Genomic DNA, 14,763 nt, shown 5'->3' with positions numbered 1-14,763 from the left:
CACCTGGCCAAGGATCAGAATTAGTACCAATATTATCTACAGTTACTTTCCCCCCAGAAGCACGATGTGAGGTAGCAGACCACTTACCATCGTCTCTTTGTACCCAATAAACTCCGGGGTTAGCATCCTTTATACCGACAACAGGAACAACATGCTTTTGATGCCTCACAGGTCCTAATGGAGTAACATACGGGGTTTTCAATGGCGCTTGATCATCTAAAGACCCGCTAACTACAGTAATTTGATTTGCACTAGCACTACTTGTAATAAAACAACTAGCAGTTATAATAAGGCTAAAGAAAACGACCCCAGTTATTATTTTGATCAACAGCGAACCCCTTTCTAGCATTACTTTTTTGGAGCGTAGAATAACGAAACTTTATCATTAACGTAAATCTCTTCAGAGCCACGTGTTGAATCGTAATTTCTTCCAATTGTAGTTTGCATCCAAAACCTTTGAGATTTCCCCATTTTAAAGAATCCTGAAGTAGCGAAATCGTCTTGAGGAAGAGCGTTTATTCTATATTTTTTTGCGGTCCCACTACTAAAATTACGTGCACTCAAAAAATGGCTTCCTGTTGCATTAGTAAAGGACAAATTATCCAAATTATCTCCATCAGGAATAACCGTAGCTTCAAGAAAAACAATGTATCTATCCGAATTAATAACCCTACTATATTTCTCATCAATAAACATCTTCCCATACAAATTCTTAGGCTTTTTATCCGTTGTCGCATCTACTACGATCATCCGATGGAGGATCTGGGTTCCCAGGTTGTTACGCAGCTTAAATGCTTGATCACGGACTTGATTGAAATCAGCTACTACCCCTGTTGCTTTAATAGTCACATACTCATAGTCAGTAGCCGACGTCAGATTCGTTCCAGTCAGGCCTACTTCACGCATTTCATTTAAGTCGCGGAAGCTACTCGCTTCTTTCTTCTGCACTTCTTCATAGCGGCTCAAAATCGCTGCCACTTCAGCACGTGTCGTTGTCTTCGCGGTTCCAAAAGAACCATCCTCATAACCATTCATAAGACCTGTACCAAGTGCTACAGATACATACGGATAATCCACCTTGTCCAAGCCACCCTTGTAATACTCAGCAACAGGCACCAGCGTATCCTTGGTGTCTTCTAATGCTTTGTGAAAATCCTCTTGCGCGGAAGCCAAGCCTGACGCCATCCACTTCGCCATCTCACGGCGAGTCAGTTGTGTTGAAGGTTTGAAGCCTCCAGGGTAATCAGAAGGTGACATAAAGCCCATACCTAACGCTTTAGTAACCTCCTGCTCACTCCAATTCCCTTTCAAATCCGCAAAGCTACCCTTACCATCTACAACCTGATTTGTGGAGATACGGGACAAAATTGCGGCAAACTCCGCACGTGTCACAGGGGCGTTGGGACGAAAAGTACCATCCGAGTACCCTTTCAAGTATCCCTTGTTAACTGCAGCATCTATTGAAGCTTTGGCCCAATGATTGCTTGACACATCCTTGAAGGCGGCAGCAGCTACTACAATGTTTGATGTACCCACTAAGGCAGTTACTGCAGAGATAAATGTAATACCTGCAAACACGGCTAGAGCTAGTTTTTTCATTTGTATAAATCCCCTTTTTCTCACTTTTTTTATCACTAAATCTAGTTTAACCCTCTTTCCTTATTTAACCAATATTTTTATCCATTTATTGTAAATTTATTTCAATCCCCGTCTCCCAGGATAATAGCCCGCTTGAGCCGCATCACGCTCACTACTGAATTTCTCCAGAATTTTGCCACCAAAATGATCTGACTCCCGATAGTATAATTTCTGACCATCCTGCTCGTATCCGTATATTACCGGTGACTTGATTAGTCTGCCTCCTCCCAGCGCATAGCTGTTATAGTAGTTCATCCCAACCGGAACACCTTGTATGAAGGAGAGCACGCCAACATCATTGATGGTGTTATTCCATTCCTCCTGAGAAATAACAGGCAACATGAACCTGTAACTAATCCCCACTCGACTGGCATGCTGGTTATATGAATTGATCGTATGCTCCACATTCCGCTGTAACGTATCTATTATCGTTTGCCTACGAACAGCTTCGAAGGCTTCTGGGTCATTTACCAGTGAGATATTATAATCCACTTCAGCAGCGACTTCCTCTCTCGTTCCCTCAACCCACTGTTGATTGTGAGAATTATAGGCATAGATATAGTCGTCCAGCGTGAAAGCAATGCTATTGCCTTGCTCATCCAGATATGTGTATGCTTTTTTCGATTTCCACACCTGCCGGTTCTCCAGCTCTCCTCTTTCATTGCGGAACGATTCATTCGTATACACCCAGATCCCGTCGTAGTCAATAATAGCTAATAGAGGAATATAAGCTTTCAAGACACCTTGCGCTATGGCATCATCTGCAATACCAGTATTATGAAATAAAGTTTCGTAGAAAGCTTCTACAGCCAACTCCTTATTGGCTCGAATTTTCTTCAGTGAACCGTAATTACTTTCCTGGTTCTGATTCTCATTCATCTGCAGTGCAAAAGCAGCATCCTGCACAGCCGCCTGAAAAGCTCCGTTATACATGACCATAGTTTCCTGCGTGCGCTCCTGTTCCATAACTCTTAGGTCATTCTTAAAGAACAGAGGGAACACGATCATGATAAACACCACAGCCCAGCTAAAAATCTTCATTCAAGATCATGCCTCCATACGGAATATAGATCCTGTTATAACCCATGGATTCACTGCCCGTCAGAAAATCTCGGATCAGCGTAGCCTTCGTCGTATTCGTATTCCTTACGGTCACGGAAAAGAAATCCCCAGTTCTCATATAGTACTTGCGACTTTCACTTCTATCTGAGGTCATCCCTTCAGGAAATAACGTAGCCATTACCTCCTTGGTATATTTCCCGTCATAGAATACGTCAGTCTGTCCTGTGAAGGAGTCTGGATCTTCCGGATCTGAGTATATCGGATGATATTGCTTGGCCTTATGTTCAAGCTGGATATCATACAGATTCGAGGTTCCCAGTTCCCTGACAAAATCGTTATACATGATCGGAGAGATATATCCTTTATTGCGGACTGCATCCACAAAGTTGGTCGTTGCCTGATAAGCCATGTTATAAGCAATTTGATCCTGCTGCTCAAAGGCTGATTGCATCGGATAAATATACAGCAGACCACAAGCGACCATAAATACAAAAGGATAAAGTACGTATTTGGCCATCTTCAACCATCCCTACCTTTTGCGGAAAACAACGCGTTCGAGCTTTCCTTGATTATTCCTGAAATACTCTATGCCATAGTCCGATTCCATTGAGATCATACCGACATTTGCCTCATGGATGTCAGCATCTTTTTGAAAGAGATACCCATCCACTATAATATCCGCATCAATCTCAGCAATCTGAAATATAGACTGGAGAACTATGGTGCCATACACAACCTCGTCTCCCTCTAAGGCAGGACTCATGATCAAGTCTCTATCCCTTATGGTTATAGCTTCGTCCACCGTAGCCAAAGCAGCCTGACTTTGACTATTCAATGATATCGCCACTGTGATTGCCGTAATAAATAACCCTACGCTAAATGACATGAATAACATTCTTCCTACTACGTTCATGCTCCCGATCCCATCCTAAGTCCAGCTTGAATGCTATCTCTGCTTAAATACAATTCCTGTCACGACATTGTTGACATCCCGTTCAATCGTACCTTCAAATTGACCAGATGGATTCACATATTCATTGGAGGTTGGCTTCGTCGTTCCACCAATGTTCCCTTTTGTATAAGACGTACCTCCCGAATTTTTATTAGTAATTACCTTCACCGAAAAATCCTCTTTATTCGAATATTTGCGGATCGTGTTCACCACCTGACTACCTGTCAAAATGGTATTATCATAACCAGCATAGGACTGACCCGATAGCTCTGTCTGAATGGCGGAAAACTCCGTTTGTGCTTGCTTCGCACCCTCCTGCGCTGTACCAAACAACGTTACACTTAGCGTAATGAGAGCGATAGCTAGAAATAATCCCGCGGCTCCTAAAATAGCTTTTGCTGCTGTACTCATGTCCTTATCTCCTTTTCATATGATTCACAATTCAAACTGCCTCTACCTTCCTGATATTCTCGTAATTTGCTGAAACGAATCTGCCGTCTGCATAATGCTTAGATACACCATCGGTACAACGAGATACAAGAAAATCAGATAAAATGATGGGGTAAGACCCAGTGCTCTTCCCCAAAATGCTTTCACCTCAATTAATCTGTTGAAATGCTCCTTTCGTTTCTCCGAGTAATACTCCTTTGTTAGCTCCAAATCATCAAATGCCTGCCTTAATGGAATTTTCTCAACGGACAGCTGTAGCTTCTCGATGATTCTCCCAAATGCCTCAAAGGATACGATTTCTTTTAAATTCTCCAAAGCCTCCTCTGGGCCACTACTGAAGATATTAAGCGTATTCTTTAGCGGGTCCTTGAAAATCACACTGTAACGCTCCATCCATTCCATAACAGTCTCAACATCCATTCGTTCGAAATGAGCCAAAATCGATATAATAGTATGAAATTGATCCACCTCATCCTGCATTTCCATGTAACGTACTTTTTTCTGAAAGTGCAGTAGCCAGACGGGCCAGTGATAAGCTGCTGTTGCCAGGATCAGGGTAAAGAGTAGCTCCCACCATTTGAAGTATTCCTGTTGGATCTCCATATACTTGTGATATATCCGATTAGCTGCTGTAATTGTTCTCGTATCATGCTCACTAGTCTGTGTGAATGTGCTGATTAAGGTCCTTAACCTTTCGGGTGTTACCTCTGTTCCTTGGGCCAGCGTCCGAATTATGGCACGATCAAAATCTGTATTCTGCTGAGCAGTCTTTAGTTCATTGGGGCCCAACCTTCCAAACACTCCCGTACCCCTCAGTGGATCATATAGTACGTTGTGTGTAGCTAATGAATGCATGTACACGAACATCGTTACCGACATAACAAGTACGATCAGACAGAGTAACATGCGCTGTACATAAAGCCATTCCAACGTTAGATAAGAATTTGCGTTCTTGATTAGTTGAACAAGTCTAAAGTGTTTTTTTTGATGTCGCTGCGGTATGATCCGATCCACCAACCATCGTAGTGGCAGTATCTTGGTATAAAGAAGCTTCTCCCACAGCATACGCTCAGACTTGGCTATGTACCGGGCTTCATCGTTAGCGAGCAGCTTCTTGATCATGGAGTAGCATAATAGCACTATGAGGAAGAAGAACACCTTTGTAAAAAAGCCCATTTTACTTGTATAAAAGTCACTCATCACTGGAAAATACCTTCGCGCCCAGCCCTCAATAGGTTGAATGAACAGAACCGAGAGCACTGCGATCGTGGAAAGTCCCTTGAGAAGATAGTTAAGTCTATCTCTTCGTAGAATGTCATAGTTAATGTCCTGAATTAGCTTGGCAATTGCATTCAAGTACATAGAGGAGTCCCTCACGATTCGATCGCCATACTCCGAGACTAGATAAGAGAAGCCGGTGAACATTTTATAATATTTGTTGGGCGCAACTTCATAGTAGATATCCAGTGCCCTTTGCTGATCATCTGCTGTTAAAATCTCATAAATGCGTTCTCCGTGGCCAGCTGTCTCATGAGGAGCACTCTGACTAGCTTCATAAATGGCCTCCTCAACATTCTTGGTACGCTGGAACTGATGTCGTGTATTTTCAAATAAAATAACAGACTGCTTCAGTAGACGATCCTCTACACGGTTCACGAACGTCGTAATCATAATTCCATTCACCACGACAGCTCCAAACAAAATGAAACACATCGTAATGAAATCCCGACTGATTAGACAGAACAGTATTACCAGTACAGTAGTCGAGATCAAGGTAGTAAATGCTATTCTCATCGTCTGACGCCGAATCGTGTATTCATCAAAAGAATCTAGAACTTCAAGGCGTTTGCGAATTTTCCATATATACCTGCGCAGAGGAGGTACTCTCTGAAAATGTACATACGCTCTTTGATAGAGCAGATTAATACGATGCTGTCTAGCACGTCTGCCAAACTGCTGCTGCAAGATATTCCTCTGTCTAGTTCGTTGGTTACCGATCGTAAGAAGAATAAACAACAGCATGAATATAATGAAGCCCCCCAGGGCCATCCCGAATAATAGCCAAAGTTTCATGCAGACTGCCCCCAATAGACTGATATCAAATGAATCAGCTTGGCACGATCCGCATCATTCATATGCTTCATCATTTCTGATGTTTGGTGTTCCGAAATGGGATGCTTGGCAACATACCCACCATTCTCAAATACGATAATATCCCGTCCCTCGAAAGTCTTGCGATCGGTCATACGTCTGTAAAACTCCATGGCAGCCTGTTCCGGCTCATTCGGGTAAGACTGCTGATCCAATAAAGGTACACATTCCGTTATTCGCTCAATGTATCTTCGCCCCCGTGCATCCTTGAACAAGTGGATATCGAAATCCAATACATTCACTACCTGCTGCTCGGCAATGGACTCATTACGAAATAGACCTGTCTGAAGAGTCGAGTTACGAAGCGAGTAGACCAAATCCCGAAACGTCTTGGCATGGTGTGATAAAATGGTAAACAAGCTGGCAACGGTCCCCGCCTGCAAAAACCAGGTTACTTGCTCTGCTGTAGCTGCCTCACCGATAATATTGACAGCTCCATCCGTCTTCTTCTGGATATCCATCCCTTTCTGGCCTGTAATATCCGCTGTCTCGCGAATAGAAACAATATTACGCTGTGGAAACAGCTTGCGCAGATGGAGCTCAAAAGCCATTTCCTGTACCCGCAGTGTCAGATACCCATGAATGTACCGAGTCATAGCCATCATTAGCGTGGATTTCCCTGTTCCCTGATCACCAGTAACTGCTGTAACTCTCGCCCCCTTCATCAAGAGCGCAATCAATTCGGCAGGCAGGTCTGCATTACAGACAGATTCTCCATCCTCAGGTTGTAGAAACTGCTCCAGATTCGTATATGACAGATTGAACTTTCGATTAAAAAACACCCACGACTCGGCGAAAGGAGGACGCATTACTACAATGCGGGAATGATCCTTCATGTCATTAACAATATAACCATTCTGCTCAGTGAGCTGGCCTGGATTGTTCCATTTGTAGATCGTCTGACAGATTCGCTTCAGTTCTAATTCACTGCCAAAAGACAGGAAGGACAGATGGATCGTTTTGCCACGATACATAATCCAGATCGAATGAGTGGCATCCTGTGCTGAATTAGTTCGCATCGTCATCAACATCTCCTCTTCGTCCTCAATATCCCTCATAGACGAAGGAATACCTGACACTCCCCCGGATATACCGTCAATATCCATGTTGCGAATCTCATCAATAACACCAAATCCCTTGAAGCTCTGATAAATCCTTTGCGTAATAACCTGTAGCTTGTCCTCAAAGCTAAGGCTACCTCTTACCTTCTGCCGATATATGTGCCTGATTTCCTCCGCTGTAATGATGTAGGATTCTGTATCACCATGTTCAATGACCTGTTTGAGATCATCCAGCCGATACTCATCAATCATGCGAGAGAGGGCTTTGTACTGATGCTTTTGTTTATACAATTGAAGCAAAATATCAAACTGATCTTGAACCGTAAGCTGTGCTGGCTCTCCAAATGGAATGATCTGATCCACATTATGCTCGTTCAGTCCGTAATCGCGAATGAGCAAATCAAAGATAAGCTCCTTGATGTACAGCTTGTCATAAAGATCACCACTATTGCAGCCTTTCAAGGCTGCCTTCAATTCCGTACGCATTTGCTTATGACGATTAAAATCCTCCAAATCTAGTGCCAAATCGTATAGGTTGGCTCCAGTCAATTCATTGAATTGATCTTTAATGTACTGAATCATCACCTGTAAGCTGTACTTTTCACGTTCCATCTGAGGTAATGCTGTGGCTGGAACCGCGTATGCATTCAATCTTCTTAATTGGTAGACGCACCATACGATCAAAGTAAGTAGAATCACACAAATGATGATGCCATTTATGAGAAACGTCACTACGATATTCCCCTCTCTATCCTTTTAACATTTGTATTGACTCCTACCTGAGTTAAAATCTCTTCTGTGATTCGCTGTACATCACTGATAAATGAGTAACTATCATGACGTCTACCGACATGGCGTGTGCGCCGGAACCAGGACAGCACATCCTTGTCATTTATAGCATCCCGATAAGCTGAAAGATAAGGTACCGTTAGGATCGGCCCTTGAATCCGATACGTACGCTTTAGATTCACCATGCTGTATTTAGATCTACTGTCATATTGAGACAGGAGAATAAGCTTAGGCTTATGTTGAAGTGATTCTGGCCAAAATTGTGGACGCATACATCTCTCAATCCCATCTGTCTCTTGACCCAGACTAATCACGATCAGATCAGACTGCTCCAACAGCCGATTAGTCACTGGATTCTCAAATCCACTGCACACATCTAGTATGATCGCCTGATAATATAGATTAGCCTGTTCAAACAACAACGGTAGCATTCTTGAAAGCTCTTCTCGATAACAGTGATCCTGATAAGCTCGACTCTGTTTGTTAGTTCCTAGCAGCAAATCCAGTCTCCCAGGTTCCAGAGAAATAGAGTGATTGCTGATGCTTTCCGGAGTGAGTCGCTTCGTTTTTAATAGTCGCTCCAGGGCATCCAAGCCTAAAGTAGCTGTGTTCACAAAATTTTTGAGCTGTAGCTCCTTGGATTTGGCGAAAGCTCCCTGTAAATCTCCCCCGCGTTGCTGAGTCTGCACCATTAACGTTCGCAGGTCATACTCCAGTCCAAGCAGCGTGCCTGCTGCTGCAGCATTTGCTGAGTTACCTCTCCCACGATCAGGACTCCAAAATGTAATAATTGCCATCCTATCTTCCCCTCTCAGCTAATTTCAGTGCTCCCTGTAGTTGCTTCGGTGGAACCTCTGTCCAGATCCCCAGAAGATGGAGCAGATTGCGCTTGGTTGCCCTAGAAAGGGACTTTAATCGAAACTCTGATTCGAATTGCATCTGACTCTTCAGGGCCACCTCCCGCTCATCCAGATAAAATAAAAACTCGCGCTCCTCTTCAAACGTAATCGGTAAATGAGACAGGGTAGACCGTAAATACTCTGGATCGACAATCGTTTCCACGAACGGATAGTGTATCTCTGTAAAGGGTATGAGCTCCGTCTGCATCTTTCCCAGATATATCTCCAACATGGCTATATTACAGCTAATGGTGTACCGATCCGCATTTGACACAAGCACATGCTGGTCCACCATTCCCCACTTCCGAATCGAATCTGACTTAAGAAATGACGAGATGTCGGTATCAATTAACACAAAATCGTACGTACCCAAGTTCTTCTGTTCCTGCTGTAATTCTGTATTCAAGGCTTCATAGATTGTCTCCCCAGCTGTACAAGAAGGAAAAAAGTTCGTGGCGACATCAAAGCCGTTACATTCAGTAATGATCTGCTTCGCCTCAAATTCCGGAATCATATAGCTGTATCTCTGCTGCATCGTGGCATCAACGATCAACACATGCCAAGCTGCCTTGGACATTATTTTGGCACAGTACATTAATAGCTCAGATTTATCACAGGCCCCTATAAACAGTATTTTCTTCACAAAGCATGCTCCTCTTTATGGTTCTACGTGCTTCTCCGGCTGTTGCCCATAGATGACATCCTCAACAGTTGCTGCAGGATCTCCCGCTTCCGATACATTGACGGAATTGGACTGAACTTTTGACTCTTCGCTTGACAAATCATTGTTTAAAGAACTGTATACTTCCTTGCTGCCCTGATTTTGCTGCTGGTTTCCCCTCGAACCTTCAATTATGGAACTCACATCCACAGTTGAATCTGTAGAGCTAGTTGGATAAGTGCTCATTACTGGTGGGAGCTCTGATGTATATTCATTGCTTCCTTTCTCGATGTAGCTGGTACTTAATCCATTTTTGCTTTGATTTTGAATGCCGGCTCCAGCCTTAAAGTTCTGGCGGTCTGCCTCCGACATATTTATGAGATGCGCCTCAAGCGTCTCTCTTTTGCGGATTTCAAGCTGCTTGGTCGCAATTGCGACGATATTGGGATCCGATTGAATGAGCTTGCGAACCTCCTGCTTCGGCGGATAGGTAACCACCGCATTCTTTTGCATATAAGGATCTACATAGCTGAGTGCATATATAGTTGCGTCATGAATATAGGCGTCTACAATGGCGCTTGACATCATGAGTATCTCCTCCTCACTCATTTCGTAGGTAATGAGATCGCCAGAGAGATCTTTTATTTCTTTTTTGGATAGAACAATAAAATCCTCTCCAGTCGGAAACTTGATGCGAACATCAACGAACTCCCTTTGCTTTAGCTTCTGTGGAAGCTGAATTAGCCGAAACTCCTGATTCCGTATATCTGCTGCAGTTACACCCTTGGTATACAGCATAGATGCAGTAACCGGTGTGTTTCTTGGTAAAGAAATCTTGGTGTACTTGCCGATCACATCCTCCAACGCCAAACTGTTCTCAGGCAAAGCTGTCACTGGTAAGCGAACCATTGCAATATCCTCTGCCGATAGTTGATCCCCTGCTGTGCGTGCCCTGGACACCAGTGGAACCTCCTTAAATTCTTGGTTTAATATCTCCTGTGCTTCAACAAGCTGAAGTTCCAGCGCAGAACGCTGCTCACTGTAGTCGCCTTGCACACTCTTCATGATCCATATACCTACTGCTGTACAGATTAACAGTGTAATCGCTGCGCCGGTCCCCACAGCGAGTGCGAGTTGCCTGTGGCGAAGTCTAAATCTGGACATTCCAGCTGATCCTCCCTCATTCTATCTTCTGAACAAAAAACGAAACCACTTTTTACGTACTGGCATAGAGCCATGAATTAATTTACTTAATTCTTGCTCCATATCCGTGCTTGGACCAAATGGGTCCAGATGCAGCGGAAGAGCGAACATTCGCTTTGTCTTTAGAACACGACCGACCCTAGAAGCAACTTCCTGCGAAGCGAGTGGAAGGCAGTAGCTCCATCTTGCTTGCGGCTCGCAGGGAAGTGTCTGGACAAAATGTATCAGATCAGCCACTCGCCATTCAGCTCCTGGCGCGACGATAATTGGGAAGTCTGCACGCTGAAATTCTTCCAGGCTGTACGTATGACTCAGATGACCCATATCAAGGACAATCCATTCGTAGTTGCCGCCAAGTAATGCAATGACGTCCGCTCTGGAGCTTCGCCGCCAGTAATGCACTCCCTCTAGGGCAAAAGAGCGACTAGCCCGATTCTGCTCCATAGACTCTGCTTCTCCCTGCAGAAGGCCTCGTATTCGATCAAATGCACGCGTCTCTTCATTCATTTCTGCCAAAGCAACCGAATAGCCGTTTCTTTCAAGAAAATGACTAATGGCAATAGCCGTGTGGGTCACTCCACAGCCAGCTGCAGTGCCCATGAGTGCAATAACTCGCGTACCACTGTGCCCGATTCCTTTGGTGCGGTGACTATCCTTCCATTCACCTCCATATAGGCTGAACTGAATATCGCCAACTACCTCTTGCGCTGTCTGGTAGCGTTCACCTGGATTATAACGCAGCAATTTGCGAATGATTGTCAGCAGCTCACCAGGTACACATGATTGAATCTCTCGATCCACCTCTGGTCGCCATTCGCTATATTTGCCGGATGAGGCCATGTACAGGAGAATTGCCCCCAGACTATAGAGGTCCGAGCGTTCATCCGTCTGCCCTCCTCCATACTGCTCCGGTGCGGCAAAGCCAATCGTCCCGAGCTTTACAGTGTCCTCTTCATAACCTACCTTGTAATTGCGCGCAATGCCAAAATCAATGCATTTCAGCTCATAATCTGGCGTAATCATGATATTGGAAGGCTTCAAATCCCGGTAAATTACAGCAGGCTGATGGCCGTGTAGATATTGCAGAACATCCAGCAACTGCAGTGCGAACGATCGGATATGATCATCCCGATGTAGGTCTGCACCCGCGCTTCGCAGATGCTCCTCTAGTGTCACCCCCTCGATATAGTCCATCACCAGATAGACGTAGCCGCTCTCCATATCTTCGAAAAAATCAGTCACACGTGGCAAGCGAGAATGTGTAAGTGATATCAACAAGCTAGCCTCCCTGCGCAGATCGATTAAGCGGCTATGCTGCACGGCCGTCTCCTTGATCGCCCACACTTTTCCGCTCAGCTTGAGATCCTCTGCCATATACACACAGCTCATACCTCCTGCACCAATCGTTCGAATGATCCGGTATCTACTGACCAGCACCTCCCCTTGAGCAAGTCGCTCCTTTGCCCTCAACATGATCCCTCCCATATCCATAGCCTTATTCATATAAAATTCACAACACAAAAAAGGGAAAGTCATCCATGAATCCTCCTCTATTACGAGGTGATTCGGGATGCTTTCCCTGTATGCGCTATTCAGTTACCATGCAATTTAGAAGTAATTATATAGCATGTGTACAGAATTTGTAAACTAGTTTTTGAAATTTCCTGAAGTCAGTCCTTGGATTCAACCAATTACCCTTAAAACATAGTACATAGCGCATTACACACATCTACAAATACTTAATCATATAAAGTGTAATCTCGTCCCGGTTATGAAAAAGCTGTTTGGCACGCTGTACCTGCATACCGGCTTCCTCAAAGGTAGATATGACATCCTGTATGAGCGCAAGCGGTTTCTTATGCATCAGCTTTACCGTCACAATTGCTGTTCCGCCACTAACCAAGCTGTATAGCAGATTCGTAACCAATTTAGCCATCTGCTTTGGGCTCCAGCTCATGTCGCATACCAGAAGGTCGAACTGCTGCTCCCGAAAGCGCACTTCACCTGCATTTTTTCGCAAGTAAGTCAGGTTAGGCATACTCATAACAGTCGGGTCCATTTTTGCCGGATCAACAGCTGTCACCTTCACGCCACGCTCAAGCAGGAAGGACGTCCAGCCACCAGGTGCTGCTCCAATATCCAATGCATTTCGATAGGCAGTAAAATCAATACCAAATTGCTCTGCCGCTTCCAGCAGCTTGAATTTGGCCCGCGAGACCTGTCCCTCTTCTTTCTGAAAGCGAATCGCTCCACCATTCCAGTCAGACAGATTGTCAGCAGGCTCCGACAGACCTGCGTACCATACAGGACCATCAGCCAGCACTGATAGAATGTAATCCGCCTCACGCACCGTGAATTCGGCCTGTAGCTCCGACAGACGATCCGTAATAGCCTGCTTAAGAGCCCCGGCACTTTCTGCCCAGTAGGTCGAGTCTTTTGTTTTACGCACCTGAATAGAAATTCGTCTTCCCTGCAGCTTCTTATGCTGGCCCAGTACATATTTCGTTAACTGCTCCAGTCCTGACTCGGCATCCTCCACAGGCTCCTGATACTGTACAGGGAACAAGTGGCGCAAGAACATGACAGGGTGTTCCTGCAGCCGCTTGACCACATCTGCAGGCTCAGCAGGTAAGGTAACTAGAAAAATTTCTCCTGGTACAAGCATCGTGCTCTTCAACGAACCAAATAGACGGCGGAGCTCCTCCTGTGCATAGGGTGCAAAACTAAAATTAGCCGAGCAAATAAAACGGGCTTGACTGCCCGTGTCCTCGCCGTGGCCTGATTCCGGTAACATCGCTTCCAAATTCCTTAACCTCCAGTGCGCACCCGAATCCAAGGCCGATCTTCATCCCAATTCAGATCGACGCTGATATCATAGGTGTGCATAATCGTTTCTTTTGTCAGAACTTCCTTTTTCGGCCCAGCAGCCGCTATCTTGCCATCTTTAATGAACGCCACATGCGTGAATAGAGGTACAATTTCCTCAATGTGATGAGTAACATATATGACTGACATATTCCGTTGCCGCAACTGAGCGATCTCGATCAGCAAGTTCTCCCGCTCATACAGATCAAGACCTGAACACGGCTCGTCCATAATTAACAGCTTCGGTTCCGCCATCAAGGCACGGGCCAGCATGACTTTCTTGCGCTCCCCCTGAGAAAGTGTGCCAAGCGGCTGCTCTAGAGTGCGCCCAAGTTTCATCTCCTGTAATAGTTGAATAGCCTTTTCCTTAGCTTCATCAGGAATGTCCTGATAAAAACGAAGAAACGCATACGCACCTGTCGCTACCGCTTCCCACACCGGGTCCTTCAAGGACATTTTCTCCAGCAAGGATTGACTGATATACCCAATATCTTTCCGGACCTCACGGACGTCACATTGACCGTATACATTGCCCAGCACCTCAACCTGGCCGCTAGTTGGGAACAGATAGCCTGTCATCATCTCCAGTAAGGTCGTTTTGCCTGAGCCGTTTCGCCCCAAAATGGCCCAATGCTCATCTTGTCCGAGCTGTAGGTTGACATCATCCAGAATGCGTACATTCCCGCGATTAAGAACAATATCCTTCATCGAAATCATGCTTCTACACTCCTCACCTGTTCAAGCAAATGCTGTACGGACTCCATCCGATAAATGACACGGGGACTCTCACTGCCTCCATCAAATAGAAGCAACGCAGGCACACTGGCAATCTGATACTCCTGTACGAGCTGAGGAATGCCATTAATGTTAGTTTGTACCAATATATCTGTATCCAGCATCTGCTCTACGACATCCAGCATCTTACGGGCGACAGCACACGTTCCGCACATGGGAGTGTACACATACACAGCCAAGCGGTATCCTTCCCAAATGCTCCGTTGTAGTTCCTTCTGTGCAAGCTCCTTCATAGCG

Annotated in this window: 14 protein-coding genes; all 14 read right to left on the bottom strand. The window is 45.0% G+C overall.

Annotated elements, in window-relative coordinates; all coding sequences use genetic code 11:
- Positions 1-348 precede the first annotated feature (348 nt).
- Positions 349-1,599, bottom strand: a complete 1,251-nt coding sequence (locus D328_RS0107125) for an S-layer homology domain-containing protein (protein ID WP_018884288.1) — start codon at positions 1,597-1,599, stop codon at positions 349-351.
- A 96-nt stretch (positions 1,600-1,695) separates the two neighbouring features.
- A complete protein-coding gene (locus D328_RS0107120) occupies positions 1,696-2,679 on the bottom strand; it encodes a hypothetical protein (protein ID WP_018884287.1) in 984 nt (327 codons plus the stop codon).
- A complete protein-coding gene (locus D328_RS0107115) occupies positions 2,666-3,217 on the bottom strand; it encodes a hypothetical protein (RefSeq protein ID WP_018884286.1) in 552 nt (183 codons plus the stop codon). The genes D328_RS0107120 and D328_RS0107115 overlap by 14 nt, the downstream gene beginning before the upstream one ends.
- Positions 3,218-3,229: 12 nt before the next feature.
- Positions 3,230-3,613 (bottom strand): hypothetical protein, encoded by a 384-nt coding sequence (locus tag D328_RS0107110; protein WP_018884285.1) that lies wholly within the window; start codon positions 3,611-3,613, stop codon positions 3,230-3,232.
- A gap of 33 nt (positions 3,614-3,646) precedes the next feature.
- Positions 3,647-4,063, bottom strand: a complete 417-nt coding sequence (locus D328_RS0107105; RefSeq protein ID WP_018884284.1) for a hypothetical protein — start codon at positions 4,061-4,063, stop codon at positions 3,647-3,649.
- A 42-nt stretch (positions 4,064-4,105) separates the two neighbouring features.
- Positions 4,106-6,175, bottom strand: a complete 2,070-nt coding sequence (locus tag D328_RS0107100) for a hypothetical protein (protein WP_018884283.1) — start codon at positions 6,173-6,175, stop codon at positions 4,106-4,108.
- Positions 6,172-8,046 carry a P-loop NTPase family protein gene (locus D328_RS0107095; protein ID WP_018884282.1) on the bottom strand — a complete coding sequence of 625 codons (1,875 nt, stop codon included), beginning with the start codon at positions 8,044-8,046 and terminating at the stop codon, positions 6,172-6,174. The genes D328_RS0107100 and D328_RS0107095 overlap by 4 nt, the downstream gene beginning before the upstream one ends.
- Positions 8,046-8,900, bottom strand: coding sequence for a hypothetical protein (locus tag D328_RS0107090; protein ID WP_018884281.1), 855 nt, complete (start codon positions 8,898-8,900; stop codon positions 8,046-8,048). The genes D328_RS0107095 and D328_RS0107090 overlap by 1 nt, the downstream gene beginning before the upstream one ends.
- A 1-nt stretch (position 8,901) precedes the next feature.
- Positions 8,902-9,645: a hypothetical protein gene (locus D328_RS0107085; RefSeq protein WP_018884280.1), complete on the bottom strand. Its 744-nt coding sequence runs from the start codon at positions 9,643-9,645 to the stop codon at positions 8,902-8,904.
- Positions 9,646-9,660: 15 nt separating this feature from the next.
- Positions 9,661-10,827 carry an SAF domain-containing protein gene (locus D328_RS28495; RefSeq protein WP_018884279.1) on the bottom strand — a complete coding sequence of 389 codons (1,167 nt, stop codon included), beginning with the start codon at positions 10,825-10,827 and terminating at the stop codon, positions 9,661-9,663.
- Positions 10,828-10,848: 21 nt separating this feature from the next.
- Positions 10,849-12,339: a serine/threonine protein kinase gene (locus D328_RS0107075; protein WP_026281044.1), complete on the bottom strand. Its 1,491-nt coding sequence runs from the start codon at positions 12,337-12,339 to the stop codon at positions 10,849-10,851.
- A gap of 256 nt (positions 12,340-12,595) precedes the next feature.
- Positions 12,596-13,660 (bottom strand): SAM-dependent methyltransferase, encoded by a 1,065-nt coding sequence (locus D328_RS0107070; RefSeq protein WP_025680112.1) that lies wholly within the window; start codon positions 13,658-13,660, stop codon positions 12,596-12,598.
- Positions 13,661-13,674: 14 nt separating this feature from the next.
- Complete coding sequence (locus D328_RS0107065; RefSeq protein ID WP_018884276.1) at positions 13,675-14,448, bottom strand: ABC transporter ATP-binding protein; 774 nt, start codon at positions 14,446-14,448, stop codon at positions 13,675-13,677.
- On the bottom strand, positions 14,445-14,759 hold the full coding sequence (locus D328_RS0107060; protein ID WP_018884275.1) for a thioredoxin family protein: 315 nt from the start codon (positions 14,757-14,759) through the stop codon (positions 14,445-14,447). Before D328_RS0107060 ends, D328_RS0107065 begins: the two co-directional genes overlap by 4 nt.
- Positions 14,760-14,763 lie beyond the last annotated feature (4 nt).

The sequence above is a fragment of the Paenibacillus massiliensis 2301065 = DSM 16942 genome (assembly GCF_000377505.1).
Classification (GTDB): domain Bacteria; phylum Bacillota; class Bacilli; order Paenibacillales; family Paenibacillaceae; genus Paenibacillus; species Paenibacillus massiliensis.
This window is presented reverse-complemented; position numbering and strand designations above follow the sequence as displayed.

Excerpts from the sequence above, each read along its gene's own strand:
- D328_RS0107065 (WP_018884276.1), bottom strand. The coding sequence starts at position 14,448 with ATGATTTCGATGAAGGATATTGTTCTTAATCGCGGGAATGTACGCATT.
- D328_RS28495 (WP_018884279.1), bottom strand. The coding sequence starts at position 10,827 with ATGTCCAGATTTAGACTTCGCCACAGGCAACTCGCACTCGCTGTGGGG.
- D328_RS0107120 (WP_018884287.1), bottom strand. The coding sequence starts at position 2,679 with ATGAAGATTTTTAGCTGGGCTGTGGTGTTTATCATGATCGTGTTCCCT.
- D328_RS0107070 (WP_025680112.1), bottom strand. The coding sequence starts at position 13,660 with ATGTTACCGGAATCAGGCCACGGCGAGGACACGGGCAGTCAAGCCCGT.
- D328_RS0107125 (WP_018884288.1), bottom strand. The coding sequence starts at position 1,599 with ATGAAAAAACTAGCTCTAGCCGTGTTTGCAGGTATTACATTTATCTCT.
- D328_RS0107060 (WP_018884275.1), bottom strand. The coding sequence starts at position 14,759 with ATGAAGGAGCTTGCACAGAAGGAACTACAACGGAGCATTTGGGAAGGA.
- D328_RS0107105 (WP_018884284.1), bottom strand. The coding sequence starts at position 4,063 with ATGAGTACAGCAGCAAAAGCTATTTTAGGAGCCGCGGGATTATTTCTA.
- D328_RS0107075 (WP_026281044.1), bottom strand. The coding sequence starts at position 12,339 with ATGTTGAGGGCAAAGGAGCGACTTGCTCAAGGGGAGGTGCTGGTCAGT.
- D328_RS0107110 (WP_018884285.1), bottom strand. The coding sequence starts at position 3,613 with ATGAACGTAGTAGGAAGAATGTTATTCATGTCATTTAGCGTAGGGTTA.
- D328_RS0107100 (WP_018884283.1), bottom strand. The coding sequence starts at position 6,175 with ATGAAACTTTGGCTATTATTCGGGATGGCCCTGGGGGGCTTCATTATA.
- D328_RS0107090 (WP_018884281.1), bottom strand. The coding sequence starts at position 8,900 with ATGGCAATTATTACATTTTGGAGTCCTGATCGTGGGAGAGGTAACTCA.
- D328_RS0107115 (WP_018884286.1), bottom strand. The coding sequence starts at position 3,217 with ATGGCCAAATACGTACTTTATCCTTTTGTATTTATGGTCGCTTGTGGT.